Source organism: Pseudomonas sp. 3B-A001-10F, assembly GCF_056313565.1.
Genome location: NZ_JBQYFW010000018.1, coordinates 55,395 through 79,743 on the forward strand (window position 1 = coordinate 55,395; position 24,349 = coordinate 79,743).

Sequence of the window (24,349 nt, forward strand, 5' to 3'; positions counted from 1 at the left end):
CAGATAAGTCCTGATCACGATGGCCCTACTGCAGATCGCCGAACCCGGCCAAAGTCCTCAACCGCACCAGCGTCGTCTGGCTGTGGGGATCGACTTGGGCACTACCAATTCGCTGGTCGCTGCGTTGCGCAGTGGTCTTTCCGAGCCGTTGGCCGACGCAAACGGGCAGGTCATCCTGCCGTCCGCTGTGCGTTACCACGCCGATCACGTCGAAGTCGGCGAGTCGGCCAAACTGGCCGCCGCGTCCGATCCTTTGAACACCGTGCTGTCGGTCAAGCGCTTGATGGGTCGTGGTCTGTCCGACGTCAAGCAATTGGGCGAGCAACTGCCATACCGCTTTGTCGGTGGCGAATCGCACATGCCGTTCATCGATACCGTGCAAGGCCCGAAAAGCCCGGTCGAAGTCTCCGCCGATATCCTCAAGGTGCTGCGTCAGCGTGCTGAAGCGACGTTGGGTGGCGAACTGGTTGGCGCGGTGATCACCGTTCCTGCTTACTTCGATGATGCTCAGCGCCAAGCCACCAAGGATGCGGCGAAACTTGCCGGTCTGAACGTGTTGCGCCTGCTCAATGAGCCGACCGCTGCCGCTGTGGCGTACGGTCTGGATCAACACGCTGAAGGCCTGGTCGCGATTTATGACCTGGGCGGCGGTACTTTCGATATTTCGATTCTGCGTCTGACAGGCGGTGTTTTTGAAGTTCTGGCCACTGGCGGCGACAGCGCGCTGGGTGGCGATGACTTCGATCACGCGATTGCCGGCTGGATCATCGAGAGCGCGGGCCTGTCTGCCGATCTCGATCCGGGCGCACAACGCAATCTGCTGCAAACCGCTTGCGCGGCCAAAGAAGCCCTGACCGATGCGGCCAGCGTTGAAGTGGCCTATGGCGACTGGAAAGCACAGCTGACCCGTGAAGCCTTCGATGCGCTGATCGAGCCGATGGTCGCTCGCAGCCTGAAAGCCTGCCGTCGCGCCGTTCGCGATTCCGGTATCGAGCTGGAAGACGTGCACGCTGTGGTCATGGTCGGCGGTTCGACTCGCGTGCCGCGCGTTCGCGAAGCCGTTGCCGAAGCCTTCGGTCGTCAGCCTCTGACTGAAATTGACCCGGATCAAGTGGTGGCCATCGGTGCCGCGATCCAGGCCGATACATTGGCAGGCAACAAGCGCGATGGTGGCGAACTGCTGCTGCTCGACGTGATTCCGCTGTCCCTGGGTCTGGAAACCATGGGCGGTCTGATGGAGAAGGTGATTCCGCGTAACACCACCATCCCCGTCGCTCGCGCACAAGATTTCACGACTTATAAAGATGGCCAGTCGGCCATGGCGATCCACGTATTGCAGGGCGAGCGTGAGCTGATCAGTGACTGCCGCTCGCTGGCGCGCTTCGAATTGCGCGGCATTCCAGCGATGGTCGCCGGCGCTGCGAAGATTCGCGTGACCTTCCAGGTCGATGCCGACGGTCTGCTCAGCGTTTCCGCTCGTGAGTTGGGTTCAGGCGTTGAGGCAAGCATTCAGGTCAAACCGTCCTACGGTCTGACCGACGGCGAAATCGCCAAAATGCTCAAGGATTCGTTCCAGCATGCCAATGACGACAAAGTCGCCCGCGTTCTGCGTGAGCAGCAAGTCGATGCCCAGCGCCTGATCGAAGCGGTGCAGGGCGCTCTGGAGGCCGATGGCGAGCGTTTGCTCGACGCCGAAGAGCGCATGGTCATCGATCTGCAGCTGCAGGAACTGGCCGAACTGATGAAAGGTACGGATGGTTACGCCATCGAGCAGCAGACCAAGCGTCTGTCGCAAGTGACCGATGCTTTTGCTGCTCGCCGCATGGATCTGACGGTGAAAGCCGCTCTGTCGGGGCGCAATCTGAATGAAATCGAGGATATCTGATGCCGCAGGTTATTTTTCTGCCCCACGAGAAGTTCTGCCCTGAAGGCATGGTGGTCGAGGCTGCGCCCGGCACATCGATTCTCGAACTGGCCCACGAACACCACATCGAGATGGAAAGCGCCTGCGGCGGCGTCTGTGCTTGCACCACGTGCCACTGCATCATCCGCGAGGGTTTCGACTCGATGGAAGAGGCTGACGAGCTGGAAGAAGACTTCCTCGATCGCGCCTGGGGCCTGGAAGCGCAATCGCGTCTGGCTTGCCAGGCGATCGTCGGTGAAGAAGACATCACCGTCGAAATTCCGAAATATTCGCTTAACCATGCGGCTGAAGCGCCGCACTGACTGGTAAGACTGTCATGAGCTACGGTTGGAATGATGTTCAACGTATTGCAGAAGAATTGGCCGAGGCCAAACCGGGTGTAGATCCGTTTTCTGTCAATTTCGTCGATCTGCAGCAATGGATCAAAGAGCTGCCGGATTTCGACAATACCTCTGGCCGTGTTGGCGAGAAGGTGTTGGAAGCAGTTCAGACGCTCTGGGCTGAAGAATTGGACTGATCGTCCTCGCAGGTTAGGCAATACCCAAGAACCCGCGTATAATTCGCGGGTTTAATTTTTCGCAAATTACCGTTTCTGGAGTTACACCATGGCTGTTCAACGCACTTTCTCCATCATCAAGCCTGACGCTGTTGCAAAAAACGTCATCGGCGAAATCACCACTCGTTTCGAAAAAGCCGGCCTGCGCGTTGTAGCTTCGAAACTGAAGCAACTGTCCAAAGCTGAAGCTGAAGGCTTCTACGCTGAGCACAGCGCTCGTGGTTTCTTCGGCGACCTGGTTGCTTTCATGATCTCCGGTCCTGTTGTTGTTCAGGTTCTGGAAGGCGAAAACGCTATCGCTCTGAACCGTGAGCTGATGGGCGCTACCAACCCTAAAGAAGCTGCTGCCGGCACCATCCGCGCTGACTTCGCTGATTCCATCGACGCCAACGCTGTTCACGGTTCGGACTCCGAAGCCGCAGCTGCTCGTGAAATCTCGTACTTCTTCGCAGCTACTGAAGTAACCACTCGCTAAGCATTGGCTTAAGAGTGAAGGTGAATCCATGACTACATCGACTGTAAAAACCAACCTGCTGGGTCTGACTCAACAGGAAATGGAAAAATTCTTCGACTCAATCGGGGAGAAGCGTTTCCGTGCCGGTCAGGTAATGAAATGGATTCACCACTTTGGCGTCGATGATTTCGACGCCATGACGAACGTCAGCAAGGCCTTGCGCGACAAGCTCAAGGCTATTGCCGAGGTCCGTGGTCCGGAAGTGGTCAGCGAGGACATCTCCAGCGACGGCACCCGTAAGTGGGTGGTGCGCGTGGCGTCCGGCAGCTGCGTCGAAACCGTATACATTCCCCAGGGCAAACGCGGCACTCTGTGCGTTTCGTCCCAGGCAGGCTGTGCCCTGGATTGCAGTTTCTGCTCCACTGGCAAGCAAGGCTTCAATAGCAACCTCACCGCCGCCGAAGTCATCGGTCAGGTGTGGATTGCCAACAAATCTTTCGGCAGTGTCCCGGCTACGGTCGACCGTGCCATCACCAACGTGGTGATGATGGGCATGGGTGAGCCATTGCTGAACTTCGACAACGTCGTCGCCGCCATGCATCTGATGATGGATGACCTCGGCTACGGGATCTCCAAGCGCCGCGTGACCCTTTCCACCTCGGGTGTGGTGCCGATGATCGATGAGCTGGCCAAGCACATCGACGTATCCCTAGCGTTGTCGTTGCACGCACCGAATGACGCATTGCGTAACCAATTGGTGCCGATCAACAAGAAATATCCGCTTAAGATGCTGCTCGAGTCGTGCCAGCGTTACATGTCCGCCCTTGGCGAGAAGCGTGTGCTGACCATCGAGTACACCTTGCTCAAGGACATCAACGACAAGGTTGAACACGCCGTCGAGATGATCGAGCTGCTGAAGAACATTCCGTGCAAGATCAACCTGATTCCGTTCAACCCGTTCCCGCATTCCGGGTACGAGCGTCCGAGCAACAACGCGATCCGTCGTTTCCAGGATCAGTTGCATCAGGCCGGTTTCAACGTCACTGTCCGCACCACCCGTGGTGAAGACATCGACGCTGCATGTGGTCAATTGGTAGGGCAGGTGCTGGATCGCACCCGTCGCAGCGAACGTTACATCGCCGTGCGCGAGTTGAGCGCCGACAGCGATCTGGCACAGAACGCCGCGAACACAAATTAAGAGAGGATCTCTATGTCCCTGCGCTTTGCGCTGCTGTTGCTGTTGGCCAGCCTGTGTGCTGGTTGTGTCCTGTCGGGTGACTACAACCCGATGAAGACCAGCAAGGGCCGCGATGAAGCGCGGGCTGCCTACGTGCAGTTGGGGCTGGGATACTTGCAGCAAGGCATGACCGAGCGGGCCAAGGTGCCGCTGAAGAAGGCGCTGGAAATCGACGGTTCCGATCCTGACGCCAACGCTGCCCTCGGGTTGGTGTTTCAGTCCGAAATGGAGCCTGAGCTGGCCGACGAACACTTCCGCAAGGCTTTGTCCTCCCGTCCCGCCGATGCGCGCATCCTCAACAACTACGGCAGCTTTCTCTACGAACAACAGCGTTATAAAGAAGCCTACGAGCGTTTTGAACAGGCGGCCGCCGATACCCTGTATCCTGAGCGTTCGCGTGTGTTCGAGAACCTCGGCATGACGGCGGCGAAGCTCGGTCAGCGTGATCTGGCGCAGCAACAGCTGGAAAAAGCACTGCGTTTGAACCGTCAACAACCACGCGCGTTGCTGGAAATGGCTGAGTTGTCCTTCGAAGACAGGCATTATGTGCCCGCGCGAGACTATTACGACCGTTTCAGCCAGTTGACCGAACAAAATGCACGTAGTCTATTGCTCGGCGTTCGGCTGGCAAAAGTGTTTGAAGATCGCGACAAGGCCGCCAGTTATGGCCTGCAATTAAAACGACTCTATCCCGGTACGCCGGAATATCAGCAATACCTGTCGGAGCAATGATGAAAGCGGCGCATCCCGAAGTTGTAGCAGCGAATCGCGTTAACCCCGGTGAGACCCTGCGCCAGGCCCGCGAAAGCAATGGCTGGTCGCTGGCCGAAGTGGCCCTCAAGCTCAACCTCACCGTGACTTCCCTGAGCAATCTTGAAGCCGGCGCTTTCGACAAGCTGCCGGGGCATACCTTCGCTCGCGGTTACATTCGCGCTTATGCCAAATTGCTCGGCATGGACCAGACCGTTCTGGTTCAGCAGTTCGACCAGTCCACCGGTACCGATTCCCAGGGCAGCAATGTTCACGCCCTCGGCCGTATCGAAGAGCCGGTGCGGGTTTCCCACACCATTTTGCGTATTGTCAGCCTGCTGTTGCTGATCGCGGTCATCGGCGGCGGTTTCGTCTGGTGGCAGGATCAGACATCCCAGCGCACCAAGGACCTGACGTCCCTGGCCCCTGAGCACGTTGAAGTCGAAGGTGCTGACGGCACGACTCAGATTCACCCGATCGACGAGCCGGAGGACCAGGCTGTCGAGGAAAACCAGGCCGATACTTCAACGGCGTTGGCGCTGCCTCAGTCGGAAACCACGGCTGAATCGACTGGTGCAGAAGGCGCTGCTCCGGCAACTGCTCCAGCAGCACCGGCTGCAACGCCGACCGCCCCGGTTCATACACCGGCGCCGGTTGTCGCTACCCCGGCTAGCCCCGCGCCAACCACTCCAGCGCCGACCGTCACCGCTCCGGTCGTTCCTGCTACACCGGCAGCGACCGCAGAAGCAACCGCTCCGGTGGCTGGCGATGGTCAGGTACAACTGCAGTTCAGTGCCGATTGCTGGGCACAAGTGACCGATGGCCGTGGCAAAGTGATTTTCAGTGGTCTGAAGCATAAAGGCGATAGCGTCACCGTTTCCGGCAAGCCGCCGCTAAACGTACGTCTGGGCGTTGCCCGCGCCGCGCAGGTCAGCTACAACGGCCAGCCGGTCGATATCGCTCCGTTCACCAGTGGCGAGACTGCTCGCCTGAAGTTGGGTCAATAAGTCATGCACGGCGAATCTCCAATCAAACGTCGCGTTTCGCGCAAGATCTGGGTCGGCAACGTACCGGTGGGCGGTGATGCGCCGATCGCGGTACAGAGCATGACCAACAGCGACACCAATGACGTTGCCGCCACTGTTGCGCAAATCAACCGTCTGGAAGCCGCTGGCGTCGACATCGTCCGCGTCTCGGTGCCGGACATGGACGCCGCCGAGGCGTTCGGCAAGATCAAGCAACTGGTCAAGGTGCCGCTGGTTGCCGACATCCACTTCGACTACAAGATTGCTCTGCGCGTGGCCGAACTGGGCGTGGACTGCCTGCGTATCAACCCGGGCAACATCGGTCGTGAAGACCGTGTTCGCGCTGTCGTTGATGCTGCCCGTGATCGCGGCATTCCGATCCGCATCGGCGTCAACGCCGGATCACTGGAAAAAGACCTGCAAAAGAAATACGGCGAGCCGACCCCTGCTGCGCTGGTCGAATCTGCTTTGCGTCACGTTGAGCACCTCGAACGCCTGAATTTCCAGGACTTCAAGGTCAGCGTTAAGGCCTCTGACGTGTTCATGGCCGTCGAAGCCTACCGCTTGCTGGCCAAAGAAATCGTTCAGCCGCTGCACCTGGGCATCACCGAAGCCGGTGGATTGCGTTCGGGCACAGTGAAATCCGCCGTGGGCCTAGGTATGCTGCTCGCCGAAGGGATTGGCGATACTATCCGCATCTCGCTGGCGGCCGACCCGGTCGAGGAAGTGAAGGTCGGTTACGACATTCTCAAGTCTTTGCATCTGCGTTCCCGTGGCATCAACTTCATCGCCTGCCCGAGCTGCTCGCGGCAGAACTTCGATGTGGTGAAAACCATGAACGAGCTGGAAGGGCGCCTTGAAGACCTGCTGGTGCCGCTGGATGTCGCGGTGATCGGTTGTGTGGTCAACGGCCCTGGCGAAGCCAAGGAAGCCCATATCGGCTTGACCGGCGGCACGCCAAACCTGATTTACATCGACGGCAAGCCGTCGCAGAAACTGACGAATGACAATCTGGTGGACGAGCTGGAAAAGCTGATCCGCCAGAAAGCGGCCGAAAAGGTCGAAGCTGACGCTGCCGTTATTGCGCGCGGCTGAGCCTGATTGAAGCGCCGAACGAATTTAAGGATTTAAAGTGAGCAAGTCTCTGCAAGCCATTCGTGGCATGAATGACATCCTGCCCGAGCAGACCCCGTTGTGGCGTTATTTCGAGGGCACCGTTGCGCGTCTGCTGGATAACTACGGTTACAAGCAGATCCGCATGCCGATCGTTGAATTCACCGAGCTGTTCAAACGCTCGATTGGTGAAGTCACTGACATCGTCGAAAAAGAGATGTACACCTTTGAAGACCGCAACGGCGACTCCCTGACCTTGCGTCCGGAAGGTACCGCGGCGTGCGTGCGTGCCGTACTCGAGCACGGCATCACCGGCGGTGGCCAGGTGCAGAAACTCTGGTACATCGGCCCGATGTTCCGCCACGAGCGTCCGCAGAAAGGCCGTTATCGCCAGTTCCACCAGATCGGTCTGGAAGTGTTCAATCTCGACGGTCCGGACATCGACGCCGAGCTGATCACCATGACCTGGCGCCTGTGGGGCGAGCTGGGCATTCGTGATGCGGTCAAGCTTGAACTCAACAGCCTCGGCACCAGCGAGTCCCGTGGGCGTTATCGTGAAGCGCTGGTCGAGTACCTCTCGGCGCACCACGACAAGCTCGACGAAGACAGCCAGCGTCGCCTGAAAACCAACCCGCTGCGCGTGCTCGACACGAAAAATGCCGACACTCAAGCGGTGCTGGTCGATGCGCCGAAAATGGCCGATTACCTCGACGACGAATCCCGTGCGCACTTTGAAGGTTTGAAAGCGCGTCTGGATGCCGTTGGCATTCCTTACGTGCTCAACCCGAAACTGGTGCGCGGCCTCGATTACTACAGCAAAACCGTATTCGAATGGGTCACCGACAAACTCGGCGCCCAGGGCACTGTTTGCGCGGGCGGTCGTTACGACGGTCTGGTCGAGCAAATGGGTGGCAAGCCGACCACCGGCGTCGGTTTCGCCATGGGCATCGAACGTCTGGTGCTGATGCTGGAAACCCTGGAGCAGATCCCGGAAGAAATCTCCCGTCAGGTCGATGTCTATCTGTGCGCCTTCGGTGACGAAGCCGAGCTGGCCGGTCTGGCTCTGGCTGAACGTGTTCGTGATCAACTTCCAAACCTGCGTCTGCAAGTCAATGCCGGCGCCGGCAGCTTCAAAAGCCAGTTCAAGAAGGCCGACAAGAGCGGTGCGCTGTACGCACTGATCCTCGGTGACGACGAAATGGCCCAGCAAGTGGTAGGTTTCAAACCCCTGCGTGGCCAGGGCGAACAACAAAGCATTGCCTGGGATGCGCTCGCCGCTCACCTGGCCACCTGCGTCGTGCAGGGTTGAAGCTGTCCAAACAGCCGATTTAGCGATTAAGGAGTATTGGGGTGTCGAGTACCGAAGACGAACAGTTGGCGGATTTGAAGGACTGGTGGACACGCAACGGCAAACCTCTGGTCACTGGCGGCCTGTTGGCGCTGGTCATCGTGTTCGGCTGGCAGGCATATCACAAATACCAGAGCAACCAGTCGCAAGGCGCCTCGGTGCTCTATCAGCAACTGCTGGAAACCACGCTGACGCCTGACGGCAAGCCTGATGCGGCCCGCGTTGCGGATCTGGCCGGCAAGCTCAACAGCGAATTCAGCGGTTCCGCCTACGCGCAGTACGGCAGCCTGTTCGTGGCCAAAGTGGCGGTCGACAGCGGCAAGCTGGATGACGCCGCGGCCGAACTGAAAGCCATTGTCGACAAACCGGCCAACCCGGCGCTGGGCGAAATCGCCCGTCAGCGTCTGGCGCAGGTACTCGGCGCGCAGAACAAGGCTGAAGATGCCCTGAAACTGCTCGACGGCGATGCCGACAAAGCGTTCCTGGCCACTCGCGAAGAACTCAAGGGCGACCTGCTGGTACAGCTGGGCCGTACCGATGACGCGAACAAGGCGTATCAAAAAGCCAAGGCGGCACTGTCGGATGAAGCGGCGGTCGGTGGCCTTCAAATCAAGCTCGACGACCTGGCCAAAGGGGATGCGTGACGTGATCCGTTGGAAGCATGCAGCATTGCTGGCTCTGGCCCTTCTGGCCGCGGGTTGCAGCAGCAACAGCAAGAAAGAATTGCCACCGGCTGAACTGACCGACTTCAAAGAAGAAGTGGTTCTGCACAAGCAGTGGAGTCGTTCGATCGGTGACGGTCAGGGCGAAACCTACAACATGCTGGTGCCGGCGATCGACGGTGACACCATCTACGCCGCCGATGTAACCGGCGTGGTGATGGCCATGGATCGCGGCAATGGCGACGTGAAATGGAAGCAGGATCTTGACCTGCCTGTCTCCGGCGCCGTTGGCGTGGGTTACGGTCTGGTTCTGATCGGTACGCTGCGCGGCGAAGTCGTTGCTCTGGACACCAGCAACGGTGAAGAGAAGTGGCGCGCTCGTGTGAACAGCGAAGTCCTCGCGCCGCCGGCCAACAACGGCGACGTGGTGGTGGTACAGACTCAGGACGATCGTCTGATCGGCCTGGATGCTTCCACCGGTACTCAGCGCTGGGTGTATGACAGCACCCCGGCCGTGTTGACCCTGCGTGGCACCAGCGCACCGCTGGTCACCAACCGCCTTGCGGTGGCTGGCCTGTCGACCGGTAAAGTGGTCGCTCTGGATATTTCCAACGGCGTGCCGGTCTGGGAACAACGGATCGCGATTCCACAAGGTCGTTCGGAACTGGAGCGCGTAGTCGACATCGACGGCGGTCTGCTGTTGTCCGGCGGTACGCTGTACGTTGCCAGCTATCAGGGTCGCGTGGCGGCACTGGACCTGGAAAGCGGTCGTCAACTCTGGCAGCGCGATGCGTCGAGCTACGCCGGTATCGCTCAGGGTTTCGGCAGCGTTTACGTGAGCCTGTCCTCTGGCACCGTTGAAGGCGTCGACGAACGTTCCACCACAGCATTGTGGAGCAACGATTCGCTGGCTCGTCGTCAACTGTCGGCTCCGGAAGTGTTCTCCAGCTATGTTGCAGTCGGTGACCTGGAAGGTTATCTGCACCTGCTGAGCCAGGTTGACGGTCGTTTCGTCGGCCGTGAGCGCATCGACAGCGACGGCCTGCGTGCCCGTCCGCTGGTGGTGGGTGACACGATTTATGTATATGGCAACAGCGGCAAACTGGAAGCCCTGACCATCAAGTAACAACTATGCTTGGGGTTAAACCCCCAGGCGGCCCCGGATTCATGGGGCTTGCAGCGCTAACAGGCGTTGCCCCGAGCACCAGCCGCTGCCTCGCAGCGGCTTTTGTATTTTCTGAAATAACGAAGTGGAGAGCCGCATGGTTCCCGTAATCGCCCTGGTGGGCCGACCGAACGTCGGCAAGTCCACCTTGTTCAACCGCCTGACCAGGACTCGCGACGCCATCGTCGGCGACTTGTCCGGTCTGACCCGTGATCGCCAGTACGGTGAGGCCAAGTGGCAAGGGCGTTCCTACATTCTGGTCGACACCGGTGGTATCTCCGGTGACGAGCACGGTATGGACGAAAAAATGGCCGAGCAGTCGCTGCTGGCCATTGAAGAAGCGGATGTTGTGCTGTTCCTGGTAGATGCCAAGGCCGGTTTTACCGCCGCCGACCAGATGATCGCCGAACACCTGCGCAAACGTAACAAGCGTTCCTACGTGGTCGCCAACAAGGTCGACAACATCGACCCGGAAATGGCCCGCGCTGAATTCGCCCCTCTGGGCATGGGCCACGCGATCCCGATCGCCGGTGCTCACGGCCGTGGCATCACGCAGATGCTGGAAATCGCCTTGGGTGATTTCCCCAAAGACGAAGAAGAGCCGGAAGACGGCGAAGAAGAGATCGTTGCCGAAGGCGAGGAAGCCAAGCGCATTCCTGGCCCGAGCGAAAAAGACGGGATCAAGATCGCCATCATCGGTCGTCCGAACGTCGGCAAGTCGACGCTGGTCAACCGCATGCTCGGTGAAGACCGGGTTATCGTCTATGACCAGCCGGGCACCACCCGCGACAGTATCTACATCCCGTTTGAACGGAATGAAGAGAAGTACACGCTGATCGACACCGCCGGCGTGCGCAAGCGCGGCAAGATCCACGAAGAAGTCGAAAAATTCTCCGTGGTGAAAACCCTGCAGGCGATCAAAGACGCCAACGTGGTGATCTTCGTGATGGACGCCCGCGAAGGCGTGGTCGATCACGACCTCAACCTGCTGGGCTTCGCCATCGAATCCGGTCGTGCACTGGTGATCGCGATCAACAAGTGGGACGGCATGACGCCGAGCGAGCGCGACTTCGTCAAGGTCGAGCTGCAACGTCGCCTGTTCTTCGTTGACTACGCCGACATCCACTTCATCTCGGCCCTGCACGGCACTGGCGTGGGTAACCTCTACGCGTCCGTACAGAACTCGTTCAAGTCGGCGGTCACCCGCTGGCCGACCAACCGTCTGACCCAGATTCTGGAAGACGCGGTGGGCGAGCACGCGCCACCGATGGTCAACAACCGCCGGATCAAGCTGCGCTACGCCCACTTGGGTGGTGCGAACCCGCCGATCATCGTGATCCACGGTAACCAGATCGAGAAAGTGCCGAAGTCGTACGTGCGCTATCTGGAGAACACTTACCGCCGTGTGCTGAAGCTGGTCGGTACGCCGATCCGCATCGAGTTCAAGGGCGGCGAGAACCCGTACGAAGGCAACAAGAACACGCTGACCGACCGCCAGGTCAACAAGAAGCGTCGCTTGATGTCGCACAACAAGAAAGCCAGCAAGAAGCGCCGCGACAAGAAATAAGGTCGCGGCTCGTTGATCGTTCCCATGCTCTGCGTGGGGATGTATCCCGTGACGCTCTGCGTCACATAAGCGGTGGACGCAGAGCGTCCAAGGCTGCATTCCCACGCAGAGCGCGGGAACGATCAACATGAGAGAAGGGTGCCATCCGGCGCCCTTTTTTTATGGGCGCCGGATGGGCTATCCTCGGGCTCTCCCGCGCCGTCGTCAGAGCCGGGTGTTGAGCAGGGAACCCCCGATGATCACGAGTAAGCTGCCGAATGTCGGCATCACTATTTTCACGCAGATGTCTCAGCTCGCGGCCCAGACCGGAGCGATCAATCTGTCCCAGGGTTTTCCTGACTTCGACGGCCCGCAGTCCCTGCGTGACGCGGTCGGTCGGCACATCGCCAGTGGCCACAACCAGTATTCACCGATGACTGGCCTGCTGGCGCTGCGCGAGCAGATTGCGGCGAAAATCGCTCGCAGCTATGGCGTGCAAGTCAATGCCGACAGTGAAGTGACGGTCACGCCGGGCGCGACCCAGGCGATCTTCTGTGCGATTCAGGCGGTTATCCACAGCGGCGACGAAGTTATCGTGTTCGATCCGTGCTACGACAGCTACGAACCGGCGACGGAGTTGGCGGGCGGTCGTTGCGTACATGTACAACTGAATCCGAACGACTTCTCCATCGATTTCGATCAACTCGCTGCTGCCCTGAGTCCGCGCACGAAAATGATCGTCATCAACACCCCGCACAACCCGAGCGGCGCACTGATCAGTCGTGCCGAACTCGATCAACTGGCAGAGTTGATCCGTGGTCGCGACATCTACCTGATCAGCGACGAAGTCTACGAACACCTGGTGTTCGACGGCGTGCCGCACGTCAGCGTGCTGGCCCATGAAGAGCTGTATCAGCGCGCATTCGTGGTCAGCTCGTTCGGCAAGACCTATCACGTCACTGGCTGGAAAACCGGTTACGTCGTCGCGCCGCCAGCGCTGACCACCGAACTGCGCAAGGTCCACCAGTACGTCAGTTTCTGCGGCGTCACGCCGTTGCAATATGCGCTGGCCGATTACATGGCCGAGCACCCGGAACACGTCGAAGAGTTGCCGGGCTTCTACCAAGCCAAGCGCGATCTGTTCTGCGATCTGCTGGCGCCGTCGCGTTTCACCTTCACCCGAGTCACCGGCACCTATTTCCAACTGGTCGATTACTCGCAGATCCGTCCCGACCTCAACGACGTCGAGATGGCCATATGGATGACCCGCGAACACGGCGTGGCGAGTATCCCGGTGTCGGTGTTCTACCAGAACCCACCGCAAGGCCAGCGCCTGGTGCGTCTGTGTTTTGCCAAACGCGAGGAGACGCTGCGTGAAGCGGCGGCAAAACTATGCGTGATCTGAGTGCGTTACCTGATCTGAACCTGGCGCTGATCCAGACCAGCCTGGCCTGGCATGACCGCCAGGCCAACCTTGAACATTTCGCGGTGTTGCTGGAGCAGGCGCGGGGGGCGGATCTGATCGTTCTGCCGGAGATGTTCACTACCGGATTCTCCATGGAATCCGAAACCCTTGCCGAAGCCGAGAATGGCCCGACCAGCAAATGGCTGCGGGTTCAGGCGGCGAAGCTCAATGCGGTCATTACCGGCAGTGTGATTATCCAGGCCGCCGACGGCAGCCATCGCAATCGCCTGCTGTGGGCGCGGCCGGACGGCGAAGTGCTGCATTACGACAAGCGTCACCTGTTCCGTATGGCCGGTGAGCACAATCACTACACCCCCGGCGAACGTCAGGTGCAGTTCGAACTCAAGGGCTGGCGCATCCGTCCGCTGATTTGTTACGACCTGCGCTTCCCGGTGTGGAGCCGCGATGCGCAGGACACTGATCTGTTGCTGTACACCGCCAACTGGCCGGGCGCGCGGCGTCTGCACTGGAATCGCCTGTTGCCGGCGCGTGCCATCGAAAACCTTTGCTATGTGGCGGCGGTGAATCGCGTCGGCACGGACGGCAAGGGCTTTGCCTACACCGGTGACAGTCAGGTGCTGGATTTCCAGGGTGAGACCTTGCTGGCGGCGGGGGAGGCGGACGGGGTGTTCAAGGTGGTTTTGGAGGCGGCGTCACTGGCGGCGTATCGCGAGCGCTTTCCGGCGAATCTGGATGCCGACACCTTCGAGTTCACCTGAGGTAACTGATCGTTCCCATGCTCTGCGTGGGAATGCAGCCCGTGACGCTCCGCGTCACTGGACGCAGAGCGTCCCTTGAGGCATTCCCACGCAGAGCGTGGGAACGATCGCAGGCAAAAAAAGGCCCCGGAGTTCAAACGCCGGGGCCTTTTGCATTTCAGCGATCGATTACGCCGCTTTCGCCTCAGGCTGGCTCAGCGAGCGGTTCAGCGCGCTGAACAGGGCCTTGAAGCTGGCCGTGGTGATGTTTTCATCGATGCCCACGCCGTGCACTGCACGTTCGCCGTTCACACGCAGTTCGATGTACGCCGCTGCTTTGGCGTTGGTGCCCGCGCCGATCGCGTGTTCGTTGTAGTCCATGATCTCCACCGGAATCGGCAGACCGGCGACCAGTGCTTCCAGCGCACCGTTGCCCTTGCCGCGCCAGTGCAGGTTGGTTTCGCCCTGACCTTTGCTTGCCACTTCCACTTCGACGGCGCTGTTGCCGTTTTCTTCCTGCAGGCGATGGCTGACCAGCGCATACGGGGTGTTGGCTTGCAGGTATTCGCTGATCAACAACGAGTGAATCTGTTTGGCGGTCATCTCCAGGCCCAGACGATCGGTTTCACGCTGCACAACCTGGCTGAATTCGATTTGCATGCGACGCGGCAGGCTGATGCCGTATTCCTGCTCCAGCAAGTAAGCGATGCCGCCCTTGCCCGACTGGCTGTTGACGCGAATCACCGCCTCGTAGCTGCGGCCGATGTCGGCCGGGTCGATCGGCAAGTACGGCACTTCCCACAGTGCATCCGGTTTCTGCTGGGAGAAACCTTTGCGGATCGCATCCTGGTGCGAACCGGAGAACGCGGTGTGCACCAGGTCGCCAACGTACGGGTGACGTGGGTGAACCTGAATCTGGTTGCACTCTTCGACCACTTTGCGCACGCCGTCGATGTCGGAGAAGTCCAGCTGCGGGTCAAGACCCTGGGTGTACATGTTCAGGGCGACGGTGACGAGGTCAACGTTACCGGTACGCTCGCCGTTGCCGAACAGGCAGCCTTCGACGCGATCGGCGCCGGCCATCAGGCCCAACTCGGTAGCGGCGACACCGGTGCCACGGTCGTTGTGGGTGTGCAGGCTGATGATCACGCTGTCACGACGGTTGATGTTGCGGCCGAACCACTCGATCTGGTCGGCGTAGACGTTCGGGGTCGCGCACTCAACGGTAGCCGGCAGGTTGAGGATCATCTTGTGCTCAGGCGTCGGGTTCCACACCTCGATCACCGCGTCACAGACTTCCTTGGCGAATTCCAGCTCGGTGGCGCTGAAGGTTTCCGGCGAGTATTCGAAGGTCCATTCGGTGTCCGGCTGCATCGCCGCGTATTTGACGAACAGCTTGGCGGCGTTGACTGCAATGGCCTTGATACCGTCCTTGTCCTGGTTGAAGACGATGCGACGGAAAGAAGGCGAGGTGGCGTTGTACAAGTGAACGATGGCTTTTTTCGCACCGCGCAGGGATTCGAACGTACGCTCGATCAAATCTTCACGGCCCTGGGTCAGCACCTGAATGGTGGTGTCGTCCGGGATGTGGCCTTCTTCGATCAGGGTACGCACGAAGTCGAAGTCAGTTTGCGAAGCGGCCGGGAACGAGGCTTCGATTTCCTTTACACCGACCTGCACCAGGGTTTTCCAGAAGCGCAGCTTTTTCACCGCGTCCATCGGTTCGATCAGCGACTGGTTGCCGTCACGCAGGTCGGAACTGCACCAGATCGGCGCGGTGTCGATGGTTTTCGACGGCCAGGTGCGATCCGGCAAGTTGATGACGGGAAACGCGCGGTATTTCGAAGACGGATCTTTGAGCATGCTCATCGGGAAATTCCTTATTGTCTGGGCCGAAAAGAGGCGGCCTGCCGGTGTTACGAATGTTCTTGGAAAAGCGTGGGACGAGGTGCCGCGATTCAGCCTGGCAGTCGTGCGCTGACGAGGCACAGGCTGCGGTGCTGGCGAAGCTGAATAAGGGTGTGAGAGGTTTTCATGCCTTCAACCCTAACCGCGAGGGGAGAGGATGGCAAGCAGTCGGAAAAAATTGAGAGGAATACTCGGAAAGCGGGTTTTTGCGGGATTTTATTGCGCTGGAGGTCGCTGATCGTTGTGATATTTGCGCGAGGTTTGATTGGGGCGCAATTGGGGTTTATAGCAGTTCAGTAAGTATTGATGTGCGTTGTAGTCCGCCTTCGCGAGCAAGCTCGCTCCCACAGGGATTTGTGTTTTGAACGCAATCCAATGTGGGAGCGAGCTTGCTCGCGAAGGGGCCATCAGCCCATCGGCTGTCTTAAGGCTGAAATGCGCCAATGAAAATCGCCGGATCCACCCGCGCATCATTCAGGCTGACATTCCAGTGCATGTGCGGCCCGGTCGCCCGACCAGTCGAGCCAACCTTGCCGACCACAGCGCCCCGCGCCAATTGATCGCCGACTTTCACATCAATCTTCGACATATGGCAGAACATGCTGATAAAGCCCTGCCCATGGTCGACAAACACGGTGTTGCCATTAAAGAAGTAGTTGCCGATCAGAATCACCTTGCCCGCCGCCGGGGTCTTGATCGGCGTGCCCGCTGGCACCGCGAAATCGAGGCCTGCATGTGGATTGCGCTCTTCACCATTAAAGACGCGACGCACACCAAACTTGCTCGACAACGGACCGTTCACCGGTTTGTCCAACAACAGATTGCTCGGTGTGTTCGGGCTGAAGCTGCGGTAAGCCTTGATCTGCTCGGCCAGTTCGCCCTCAATGCGCTTGAGGTTCGACTGATCCGGGTTGACTTGCTGTTTGTTCTTCAGGGTGATGCGTTGTTCCGGGTATTTCTTGTTGCCCACGGTGAATGGCAAGTTACGTCCGCCGCTGCTGATCTGCTGCGCACCTGGTTTAACGGTAAGTGGCACGCCGACGATCGCCAGCCAGGTGTTCTGTTCTTTTACCACCAGCACCGGTTTGCCCTGATACGTGGCTTTCGGTGCCTGCGCGGCGGTGCCCAGATCAACCACCGCCACACCGCCCGGCACCGGTTTGTTCAGTAGCCGGGTGATGTAACTGTCGGCGTGGGCATTGAAGGTCAGGCAGAGCAAAAACAGTGGAGCGAGAAAGCGCGGCATGGATCAGTCCAGTAAAGAGAGAGTGACAGGCGTCAGGTGATTGTCCTCGACGCGCACTTGCAGTTCGCCTTCGCCGAGTTTGGCTTTCAGGCGCTGACCGGTGTGGGTCTGCGCGGCGTTGCGGATCGCATGGCCACGCTCATCGAGCAAAATGCTGTAACCGCGACCGAGCGTCGCCAATGGGCTGACCACGTGCAGCGTCTGCATCTGGCTGTGCAGTTGCAGGCGACGGTTCTTCAGACCTTCGCGCATGGCGCGAGGCAAGCGTTCGGCGAGGCTGTCGAGTCGCTGGCGCAACATCGCCAATTGCCGCCCCGGATGCTGGCCGGCGAGGCGGGTTTCCAGGCGGATCAGGCGCTCGCGACGGGTATTGAGATGACGCTCGAACGCTCGGCGCATGCGCATGTCCAGATCGTCCAGGCGCTGGGCCTGTTGGCGCAGACGTTCGCCGGGATGGCGCAAGCGACGGGCCATGCCTTCCAGGCGCAGACGATCACGCATCAAACGGTCGCGCATGCGCATCACCAAGCGCCGATGCAGGCTTTCGACCTGACGGATCAGATGGCTGGAATCAGGAGCGAGCAGTTCAGCTGCTGCGGACGGCGTGGGTGCGCGCACGTCAGCGACAAAATCACTGATCGACACATCGGTTTCGTGACCGACGGCGCTGACGATTGGCGTTACACACGCATCAACGGCGCGGGCTACAGCTTCTTCGTTGAAGCACCAGAGGTCTTCCAGCGAGCCGCCGCCACGGGCGAGGATCAGTGCGTCGAAACCACGGGTATCGGCCATTTTCAGCGCGCGGACGATTTGCGCGGTGGCTTCGCGGCCTTGTACGGCAGTCGGAATCAGCGTCAGTTGCACCTGCGGCGCACGGCGGCGGAATACGCTGATGATGTCGCGAATCACCGCGCCGGTTGGCGAGCTGATGATGCCAATGCGCTGCGGATGCGCGGGCAACGGCACTTTGCGTTCGGCACTGAACAGACCTTCGGCGCTGAGCTTTTCCTTCAGCGCATCGAAGGCCAGACGCAGTGCACCGTCACCGGCAGGTTCGACAGTGTCGAGAATCAACTGATAGTCGCCACGGCCTTCGAACAGCGAAACCTTGCCACGCACCTTCACCGCCAGGCCATCCTTCAGCGCCTGACGCACGCGCGCCGCGTTCTGCCGGAACAACGCGCATCGAACCTGAGCGCCGCTGTCCTTGAGGGTGAAATAGATGTGGCCTGACGCCGGGCGCGCGAGGTTGGAAATTTCGCCTTCGACCCAGATGTTGCTGAACACGTCTTCGAGCAACACCCGCGCGCGGCCGTTGAGCTGGCTGACGGTCAGTACCTCACGGTCCAGGCCAAGTCTTGCAAAGGGATCTTTAATCATGGGGCGCAGTTTAAAGGCATTTGGCTGCCAATCACCATGACACAACACAAAACCCCTGTGGGAGCGAGCTTGCTCGCGAAGGCGTCTTATCCTTCGACATCCTCAGTGGCTGACGATCCGCTTTCAAGAGCAAGCTCGCTCCCACAGGGGGGATTGGTGAAAGTCTGGAGGAAGTGTTGGATCAGCGGGGTGGGATCCTGTCGATAGGCGAGGGCGACGGTGCTTTGGCAATCGGGATCGGTCAGCGGCAGAAATCGTACACCGCTCGGGGCGATGTCCTGCATCGATTCCGGCAGCAGGGCGATGCCGAATCCGGCCTGAATCAGCTGGAGCTGGGTGGTCTTGCGCGACATGACCCGCGCCGCTCGCGGAAAGAAGCCCTGACGCATGCACAATTCAGCACACAGATAACTCAGACCGCCGCGTTGCGGATGCGGGATCGAGATGAATGCCTCGTCCTTCAGTTGGGCCAGGTCGACACGCTCAGCCTCGGCCAATCGATGATTCATCGGCACTGCCAACAGCAACCGTTCAGTAAACAGCGGCACAATCTGAATACCTTCGCGCTGGCGCAACACTGGCAGGCGCAGCAGGCCGACATCGAGGCGTCCTTCGGCGAGTTCTTCCAGTTGCGCTTCCGAAGAGAGTTTGCCGATATCCAGTGACACGGCAGGCTGTTGCTGCAGATAAGCGCCGATATCACTGAGCAGCCGGCCACTGATAGACACAGTGCTGGAGTGACTGAGGCGCAAGGTGCCGAGCTGGCCATTGCCGACTTCGGTGGCCATGGCGCTGGCCTTGCTCAGCTCGTTCAGCAGATTTCTTGCTCGCGGCAAAAAAGCTTCCCCTGCCGCAGTGAGGCGAGGCTGGCGCGCGGTGCGCTCGAAAAGCGGAGTTTGCAGGCGCGTTTCCATGTCCTTGATTTGCCGGCTCAGCGCCGATTGCGCAACGAATAAACGTTCAGCCGCAGCACTGAAACTGCCACATTCGGCAATTTCGACGAAGTAACGCAATTGACGGGTTGAAAGCACCAGTTATGCCTTTTTGAGATGGGTGATCGACTTTGAAGATGTTAGTCGCAACCCTCGGCGCTGGCTAAAGTCATCTCTGGCTTATAAAGGAAGCGGAACGATGAGTGTGGCGGGGTTGTTGAGTGAATGGGCGTGGGGCGCTGGCGGTTGGGCGGTGATTGGGTTGGGCATCGCATTGGCTTACATCGTGTTCGGCATTGCCGGATTTGGCACTGCATTGGTGGCGGGGCCGATTCTGGTTCTGTTCATGCCGTTGTCAAAGATTGTGCCGCTGCTGGTGCTACTGGATTTCGTTGCAGCGTTCGGCAACCTGCTGCCGTCGCGGCGGGATGTGGCCAAGCCGGAGTTGTTGCGGCTACTGCCGTGCATGGCGCTGGGCTGCACGCTGGGAGTGATTTTCCTGCTTAATCTGAAATCCGATCTGTTGCTGTTGTTGATGGGCCTGTTTATCAGCGCTTATGCGGTTTACAGCCTGTGGGTCAAAGCCCGGCCGGCGCAATTGTCGGCGGCCTGGGCAGTGCCGATGGGCACGGTGGGCGGGTTGTTCGGCGCGCTGTTTGGCAGTGGTGGCTTTCTATACGCGATTTATCTCAACAGTCGACTGCCGAAAGACGCTGCGCGGGCGACGCAAAGTGCGCTGATCAGTTGCAGCACGGTGGTGCGTTTGAGCCTGTTTGCCATCGCCGGTGTGTATGCCGAGCTACCCTTGTTGATATTGGCGCTGTGTCTGTTGCCGGCCATGGCGCTGGGGCTGTGGATCGGGCGGCGCTTGACCATGAAGTTGTCGCGCGAGGCATTTGTACGGCTGGTGACGTGGCTGGTGCTGGCGAGCGGGCTGGCGTTGATCGGGCGCTACCTCAGCACTTGACCGGATTTTGTCAGGGATTAAGCTGCCGGCCTTTAGGGCCTCTTCGCGAGCAGGTCGAATCGTCGCACCGTCGCTCCCACAGGGAACTGCATTCCATTGTGGGAGCGAGCTTGCTCGCGAAGGCGTCAGAAGTCACACCGCAGGATTTCCCATGAATTCGCAAAGCATCATCGTCCCGAAAATCTCCACCCTGCCGGTCCACGAACCCCGGGCCCGGGCGATCGTGCGCTGGCTGGTGCGCAAGAACATCATCAAAGAAGAGCTGACAACCTGTGGCCGCACCGGCAACCGCATGGCATATGCGATTGCTGATGGCGCCCGTGCCGTGGTGCTACACCCGCAAGCGTTGCCATTTGGTGAGCCGATCAACGGGCTGGAGATCGTCACCAAACGCTGCATCTACACACCGGCCAAGGGCTTTCTCGAAGAGGCCGGTTGCGCCGAGTGTCGTCGCGAGATCGGCGAAGCGCTGTTCGAAAGCCTCGAAGACTGGATGCCGGGGCGCACCGACAACTTCACCTGCCCGGAATGCGGTCACGAAGACGACATCAACGGCTTCCTGTACCTGCAGGAGTGCGGGTTTTCCAACCTCGGTTTCATCTTCAACAACTGGCTGGAGGCGGGCTTCAAGCAGAGCTTTATCGATGAGTTCGCCGATTGGCTCGATCAACCTGTCTCTTGGGTCAAGGTGGAGCTGTAACGGCGGGGATTCCCGTACATCAGCAACATTGATATTAAGCTGAGTTTTACATTGAACAGCAGGGGGTGGATGACTATAATGGCGCGCTTCCATTTTCCCGCTCGGGAGCCCCCGCGATGCTGCGTATCAGCCAAGAAGCTCTGACATTCGACGACATTCTCTTAGTGCCTGGTTATTCCGAGGTGCTTCCTAACGAAGTCAGTCTCAAGACCCGCCTTACCCGTGGCATCGAGCTGAACATTCCTCTGGTTTCTGCCGCAATGGACACCGTCACTGAAGCCCGTCTGGCAATCGCCATGGCTCAGGAAGGTGGCATCGGCATTATCCACAAGAACATGACCATCGAGCAGCAAGCTGCCGAAGTGCGTAAGGTCAAGAAGTTCGAAGCCGGCGTCGTCAAGGATCCGATCACCATCGAGGCAGATGCCACGGTACGTGACCTGTTCGAATTGACCCGCATGCACAACATTTCCGGCGTTCCGGTGCTGCACGATGGCGACCTGGTCGGCATCGTCACTTCCCGTGACGTGCGTTTCGAAACCCGTCTGGAAGCCACCGTACGTGAAGTGATGACGCCTAAAGAGCGTCTGGTCACCGTGCGTGAAGGCGCCGACAAGAACGAAGTCCGCGAGCTGCTGCACAAGCACCGTCTGGAAAAAGTTCTGATCGTCGATGACAAGTTTGCCCTCAAAGGCATGATGACCGTCAAAGACATCGAAAAAGCCAAAGCCTACCCGTTGGCCAGCAAGGACGATCAAGGTCGTCTGCGCGTGGGCGCTGCGGTCGGTACCGGTAAAGACACCGGTGACCGCGTCGCTGCTCTGGTCAATGCCGGTGTGGACGTGGTGGTGGTTGATACCGCCCACGGTCACTCCAAAGGCGTGATCGACCGCGTTCGCTGGGTTAAAGAGAATTTCCCTGAAGTGCAGGTGATCGGCGGCAACATCGCCACCGGCGCCGCAGCCAAGGCTCTGGCCGAAGCTGGCGCTGATGCGGTCAAGGTCGGTATCGGCCCTGGCTCGATCTGCACCACCCGTATCGTCGCCGGTGTCGGCGTCCCGCAAATCAGTGCCATCGCCAACGTCGCCGCTGCCCTTGAAGGCACTGGCGTACCGTTGATCGCCGACGGCGGTATCCGTTTCTCCGGTGACCTGTCCAAGGCCATCGTAGCCGGTGCTTCCTGCGTGATGATGGGCTCGATGTTCGCCGGTACTGAAGAAGCCCCGGGCGAAATCGAACTGTTCCAGGGCCGTTCGTACAAGGCTTATCGCGGCATGGGTTCGCTGGGCGCCATGTCCCAGGCTCAAGGTTCCTCCGACCGTTACTTCCAGGACTCCTCGGCAGGCGCCGAGAAACTCGTTCCGGAAGGCATCGAAGGCCGTGTGCCGTACAAAGGCACCCTGAGCGCGATCATTCACCAGTTGATGGGCGGTCTGCGTTCCTCGATGGGCTACACCGGTAGCGCCAACATCGAAGAAATGCGCACCAAGCCTGAATTCGTGCGGATCACTGGCGCCGGCATGGCCGAATCCCACGTTCACGACGTGCAGATCACCAAAGAAGCGCCAAACTACCGCGTAGGTTGAGCCTTCAAGCAACAAGCAAAGCAACCGGGGCTGTTTGATTCAGCCCCGAGTTGTTTCTGAATCACGACTGTTTCTGAACGACTTAGACGAGACTGAATCATGGCCCTCGATATTCACGCTCACCGCATCCTGATCCTCGACTTCGGCTCGCAATACACCCAACTGATCGCCCGCCGCGTGCGCGAAATCGGTGTGTACTGCGAACTGCACCCGTTCGACATGGACGAAGATGCGATCCGCGAATTCGCTCCTAAAGGCGTCATCCTCGCCGGCGGCCCCGAGTCCGTGCACGTCGCCGACAGCCCGCGTTGCCCACAGGCAGTATTTGACCTGGGCGTACCGGTTTTCGGTATCTGCTACGGCATGCAGACCATGGCCGAGCAACTGGGCGGCAAGGTTGAAGGTTCCGAACTGCGTGAGTTCGGTTACGCCCGCGTTGACGTGGTCGGCAAGAGCCGTCTGCTCGACGGCATCGAAGACCACATCGACGCTGACGGCCTGTTCGGCCTCGACGTATGGATGAGCCACGGTGACAAGGTCACCAAAATGCCGGAAGACTTCCACATTCTGGCCAGCACCCCGAGCTGCCCGATCGCCGGCATGTTCAACGACGACCGTGGCTACTACGGCGTGCAGTTCCACCCGGAAGTAACCCACACCAAGCAGGGCGGTCGCATCCTGTCGCGCTTCGTCCTCGACATCTGCGGCTGTGAAGCCCTGTGGACGCCGTCGAAGATCGCTGAAGACGCCATCGCCAACATCCGCGCTCAAGTCGGCACCGACAACGTGCTGCTGGGCCTGTCCGGCGGCGTCGACTCTTCGGTAGTTGCCGCGCTGCTACACAAAGCCATCGGCGACCAGCTGACCTGCGTCTTCGTCGACAACGGCCTGCTGCGTCTGCACGAAGGCGAGCAAGTGATGGCCATGTTCGCCGAGAACATGGGCGTCAAGGTGATCCGCGCCAACGCTGAGGAGCAGTTCCTCAACAACCTGGCCGGCGAAGCTGACCCGGAAAAGAAGCGCAAGATCATCGGTCGCACCTTCATCGACGTCTTCGATGCCCAGTCGAACAAACTGGAAAACATCAAGTACCTCGCGCAGGGCACCATCTACCCGGACGTGATCGAGTCGGCTGGCGCGAAAAGCGGCAAGGCCCATGTGATCAAGTCGCACCACAACGTGGGCGGCCTGCCGGAAGAGATGAACCTGAAACTGGTCGAGCCACTGCGCGAACTGTTCAAGGACGAAGTCCGTCGTCTGGGCCTGGAGCTGGGCCTGCCGTACGATATGGTCTACCGTCACCCGTTCCCGGGCCCGGGTCTGGGCGTGCGCATCCTAGGTGAAGTGAAGAAGGAATACGCCGACCTGCTGCGTCGCGCTGACCACATCTTCATCGAAGAACTGCGCAAAGCTGACTGGTACCACAAGGTCAGCCAGGCGTTCGTCGTGTTCCAGCCAGTGAAATCGGTTGGCGTGGTCGGCGATGGCCGTCGTTACGCCTGGGTCGTGGCCCTGCGTGCCGTAGAAACCATCGACTTCATGACCGCGCGTTGGGCTCACCTGCCTTACGAACTGCTGGAAACCGTATCCGGCCGCATCATCAATGAAATCGAAGGCATCTCTCGCGTCACTTACGACGTATCGAGCAAGCCGCCGGCGACGATTGAGTGGGAATGATCTCACT

The 24,349-nt window shown here is 59.5% G+C and carries 22 protein-coding genes; 18 read left to right on the top strand and 4 right to left on the bottom strand.

Annotated features, from left to right (window positions below):
* Positions 1-19: 19 nt before the first annotated feature.
* The 14 genes from hscA (at position 20) to AC0ZWN_RS17640 (ending at position 13,964) form a co-directional block, all read left to right on the top strand.
* Entirely contained in the window at positions 20-1,885 is a 1,866-nt protein-coding gene (hscA, locus tag AC0ZWN_RS17575) for a Fe-S protein assembly chaperone HscA (protein ID WP_093430652.1), read from the top strand.
* Positions 1,885-2,226: an ISC system 2Fe-2S type ferredoxin gene (gene fdx, locus AC0ZWN_RS17580; RefSeq protein ID WP_007916885.1), complete on the top strand. Its 342-nt coding sequence runs from the start codon at positions 1,885-1,887 to the stop codon at positions 2,224-2,226. The genes hscA and fdx overlap by 1 nt, the downstream gene beginning before the upstream one ends.
* Positions 2,227-2,240: 14 nt before the next feature.
* Entirely contained in the window at positions 2,241-2,441 is a 201-nt protein-coding gene (gene iscX, locus AC0ZWN_RS17585) for a Fe-S cluster assembly protein IscX (protein WP_008084655.1), read from the top strand.
* An 88-nt stretch (positions 2,442-2,529) separates the two neighbouring features.
* Positions 2,530-2,955, top strand: coding sequence for a nucleoside-diphosphate kinase (ndk, locus tag AC0ZWN_RS17590; protein WP_007916882.1), 426 nt, complete (start codon positions 2,530-2,532; stop codon positions 2,953-2,955).
* Between the two features lie 28 nt (positions 2,956-2,983).
* Positions 2,984-4,132 (top strand): dual-specificity RNA methyltransferase RlmN, encoded by a 1,149-nt coding sequence (rlmN, locus tag AC0ZWN_RS17595; RefSeq protein WP_016984373.1) that lies wholly within the window; start codon positions 2,984-2,986, stop codon positions 4,130-4,132.
* A gap of 12 nt (positions 4,133-4,144) precedes the next feature.
* Positions 4,145-4,903, top strand: a complete 759-nt coding sequence (gene pilW / locus AC0ZWN_RS17600) for a type IV pilus biogenesis/stability protein PilW (RefSeq protein ID WP_093430650.1) — start codon at positions 4,145-4,147, stop codon at positions 4,901-4,903.
* Entirely contained in the window at positions 4,903-5,928 is a 1,026-nt protein-coding gene (locus AC0ZWN_RS17605; RefSeq protein ID WP_093430649.1) for a RodZ domain-containing protein, read from the top strand. The genes pilW and AC0ZWN_RS17605 overlap by 1 nt, the downstream gene beginning before the upstream one ends.
* Before the next feature lie 3 nt (positions 5,929-5,931).
* Positions 5,932-7,041: a flavodoxin-dependent (E)-4-hydroxy-3-methylbut-2-enyl-diphosphate synthase gene (ispG, locus tag AC0ZWN_RS17610; protein WP_003227888.1), complete on the top strand. Its 1,110-nt coding sequence runs from the start codon at positions 5,932-5,934 to the stop codon at positions 7,039-7,041.
* A 37-nt stretch (positions 7,042-7,078) separates the two neighbouring features.
* A complete protein-coding gene (gene hisS, locus AC0ZWN_RS17615) occupies positions 7,079-8,368 on the top strand; it encodes a histidine--tRNA ligase (protein ID WP_476335904.1) in 1,290 nt (429 codons plus the stop codon).
* Between the two features lie 41 nt (positions 8,369-8,409).
* The gene (locus AC0ZWN_RS17620; protein WP_093430648.1) at positions 8,410-9,051 is read left to right on the top strand and encodes a YfgM family protein; all 642 of its coding nucleotides are present in this window, start codon (positions 8,410-8,412) and stop codon (positions 9,049-9,051) included.
* A complete protein-coding gene (gene bamB / locus AC0ZWN_RS17625) occupies positions 9,044-10,195 on the top strand; it encodes an outer membrane protein assembly factor BamB (protein ID WP_034156262.1) in 1,152 nt (383 codons plus the stop codon). The genes AC0ZWN_RS17620 and bamB overlap by 8 nt, the downstream gene beginning before the upstream one ends.
* A gap of 136 nt (positions 10,196-10,331) precedes the next feature.
* Complete coding sequence (der, locus tag AC0ZWN_RS17630; RefSeq protein ID WP_093430647.1) at positions 10,332-11,801, top strand: ribosome biogenesis GTPase Der; 1,470 nt, start codon at positions 10,332-10,334, stop codon at positions 11,799-11,801.
* Positions 11,802-12,036: 235 nt separating this feature from the next.
* Positions 12,037-13,185 (top strand): pyridoxal phosphate-dependent aminotransferase, encoded by a 1,149-nt coding sequence (locus AC0ZWN_RS17635; RefSeq protein ID WP_460092191.1) that lies wholly within the window; start codon positions 12,037-12,039, stop codon positions 13,183-13,185.
* Positions 13,173-13,964 (top strand): amidohydrolase, encoded by a 792-nt coding sequence (locus AC0ZWN_RS17640; RefSeq protein WP_099757099.1) that lies wholly within the window; start codon positions 13,173-13,175, stop codon positions 13,962-13,964. The genes AC0ZWN_RS17635 and AC0ZWN_RS17640 overlap by 13 nt, the downstream gene beginning before the upstream one ends.
* A 168-nt stretch (positions 13,965-14,132) precedes the next feature.
* Here AC0ZWN_RS17640 and leuA read toward each other — a convergent pair whose 3' ends face one another.
* The 4 genes from leuA to AC0ZWN_RS17660 form a co-directional block, all read right to left on the bottom strand.
* Positions 14,133-15,812: a 2-isopropylmalate synthase gene (gene leuA, locus AC0ZWN_RS17645; RefSeq protein ID WP_007916856.1), complete on the bottom strand. Its 1,680-nt coding sequence runs from the start codon at positions 15,810-15,812 to the stop codon at positions 14,133-14,135.
* A 463-nt stretch (positions 15,813-16,275) separates the two neighbouring features.
* Positions 16,276-17,097 carry a peptidoglycan DD-metalloendopeptidase family protein gene (locus AC0ZWN_RS17650; protein WP_476335907.1) on the bottom strand — a complete coding sequence of 274 codons (822 nt, stop codon included), beginning with the start codon at positions 17,095-17,097 and terminating at the stop codon, positions 16,276-16,278.
* 3 nt (positions 17,098-17,100) lie between these two features.
* Positions 17,101-18,480, bottom strand: a complete 1,380-nt coding sequence (xseA, locus tag AC0ZWN_RS17655; protein ID WP_099757096.1) for an exodeoxyribonuclease VII large subunit — start codon at positions 18,478-18,480, stop codon at positions 17,101-17,103.
* Positions 18,481-18,566: 86 nt separating this feature from the next.
* Positions 18,567-19,511 (bottom strand): LysR family transcriptional regulator, encoded by a 945-nt coding sequence (locus tag AC0ZWN_RS17660; protein WP_476335909.1) that lies wholly within the window; start codon positions 19,509-19,511, stop codon positions 18,567-18,569.
* A 100-nt stretch (positions 19,512-19,611) separates the two neighbouring features.
* Between AC0ZWN_RS17660 and AC0ZWN_RS17665 the strand changes: the two genes are divergently transcribed.
* The 4 genes from AC0ZWN_RS17665 to guaA all read left to right on the top strand — a co-directional run bounded on the left by AC0ZWN_RS17665 (position 19,612) and on the right by guaA (position 24,342).
* Positions 19,612-20,379 carry a sulfite exporter TauE/SafE family protein gene (locus AC0ZWN_RS17665; RefSeq protein WP_476335910.1) on the top strand — a complete coding sequence of 256 codons (768 nt, stop codon included), beginning with the start codon at positions 19,612-19,614 and terminating at the stop codon, positions 20,377-20,379.
* Positions 20,380-20,530: 151 nt separating this feature from the next.
* Positions 20,531-21,079 (top strand): sugar ABC transporter ATPase, encoded by a 549-nt coding sequence (locus tag AC0ZWN_RS17670; protein WP_095048343.1) that lies wholly within the window; start codon positions 20,531-20,533, stop codon positions 21,077-21,079.
* A 116-nt stretch (positions 21,080-21,195) separates the two neighbouring features.
* Positions 21,196-22,665, top strand: coding sequence for an IMP dehydrogenase (gene guaB, locus AC0ZWN_RS17675; RefSeq protein WP_034156270.1), 1,470 nt, complete (start codon positions 21,196-21,198; stop codon positions 22,663-22,665).
* Positions 22,666-22,764: 99 nt separating this feature from the next.
* Positions 22,765-24,342: a glutamine-hydrolyzing GMP synthase gene (guaA, locus tag AC0ZWN_RS17680; RefSeq protein ID WP_093430638.1), complete on the top strand. Its 1,578-nt coding sequence runs from the start codon at positions 22,765-22,767 to the stop codon at positions 24,340-24,342.
* Positions 24,343-24,349 lie beyond the last annotated feature (7 nt).

What these genes read in the sequence shown, in the direction of transcription:
- hscA (WP_093430652.1), top strand. Translation starts at nt 20, where the DNA reads ATGGCCCTACTGCAGATCGCCGAACCCGGCCAAAGTCCTCAACCGCAC.
- fdx (WP_007916885.1), top strand. Translation starts at nt 1,885, where the DNA reads ATGCCGCAGGTTATTTTTCTGCCCCACGAGAAGTTCTGCCCTGAAGGC.
- iscX (WP_008084655.1), top strand. Translation starts at nt 2,241, where the DNA reads ATGAGCTACGGTTGGAATGATGTTCAACGTATTGCAGAAGAATTGGCC.
- ndk (WP_007916882.1), top strand. Translation starts at nt 2,530, where the DNA reads ATGGCTGTTCAACGCACTTTCTCCATCATCAAGCCTGACGCTGTTGCA.
- rlmN (WP_016984373.1), top strand. Translation starts at nt 2,984, where the DNA reads ATGACTACATCGACTGTAAAAACCAACCTGCTGGGTCTGACTCAACAG.
- pilW (WP_093430650.1), top strand. Translation starts at nt 4,145, where the DNA reads ATGTCCCTGCGCTTTGCGCTGCTGTTGCTGTTGGCCAGCCTGTGTGCT.
- AC0ZWN_RS17605 (WP_093430649.1), top strand. Translation starts at nt 4,903, where the DNA reads ATGAAAGCGGCGCATCCCGAAGTTGTAGCAGCGAATCGCGTTAACCCC.
- ispG (WP_003227888.1), top strand. Translation starts at nt 5,932, where the DNA reads ATGCACGGCGAATCTCCAATCAAACGTCGCGTTTCGCGCAAGATCTGG.
- bamB (WP_034156262.1), top strand. Translation starts at nt 9,044, where the DNA reads ATGCGTGACGTGATCCGTTGGAAGCATGCAGCATTGCTGGCTCTGGCC.
- der (WP_093430647.1), top strand. Translation starts at nt 10,332, where the DNA reads ATGGTTCCCGTAATCGCCCTGGTGGGCCGACCGAACGTCGGCAAGTCC.
- AC0ZWN_RS17635 (WP_460092191.1), top strand. Translation starts at nt 12,037, where the DNA reads ATGATCACGAGTAAGCTGCCGAATGTCGGCATCACTATTTTCACGCAG.
- AC0ZWN_RS17640 (WP_099757099.1), top strand. Translation starts at nt 13,173, where the DNA reads ATGCGTGATCTGAGTGCGTTACCTGATCTGAACCTGGCGCTGATCCAG.
- leuA (WP_007916856.1), bottom strand. Translation starts at nt 15,812, where the DNA reads ATGAGCATGCTCAAAGATCCGTCTTCGAAATACCGCGCGTTTCCCGTC.
- AC0ZWN_RS17650 (WP_476335907.1), bottom strand. Translation starts at nt 17,097, where the DNA reads ATGCCGCGCTTTCTCGCTCCACTGTTTTTGCTCTGCCTGACCTTCAAT.
- xseA (WP_099757096.1), bottom strand. Translation starts at nt 18,480, where the DNA reads ATGATTAAAGATCCCTTTGCAAGACTTGGCCTGGACCGTGAGGTACTG.
- AC0ZWN_RS17665 (WP_476335910.1), top strand. Translation starts at nt 19,612, where the DNA reads ATGAGTGTGGCGGGGTTGTTGAGTGAATGGGCGTGGGGCGCTGGCGGT.
- AC0ZWN_RS17670 (WP_095048343.1), top strand. Translation starts at nt 20,531, where the DNA reads ATGAATTCGCAAAGCATCATCGTCCCGAAAATCTCCACCCTGCCGGTC.
- guaB (WP_034156270.1), top strand. Translation starts at nt 21,196, where the DNA reads ATGCTGCGTATCAGCCAAGAAGCTCTGACATTCGACGACATTCTCTTA.
- guaA (WP_093430638.1), top strand. Translation starts at nt 22,765, where the DNA reads ATGGCCCTCGATATTCACGCTCACCGCATCCTGATCCTCGACTTCGGC.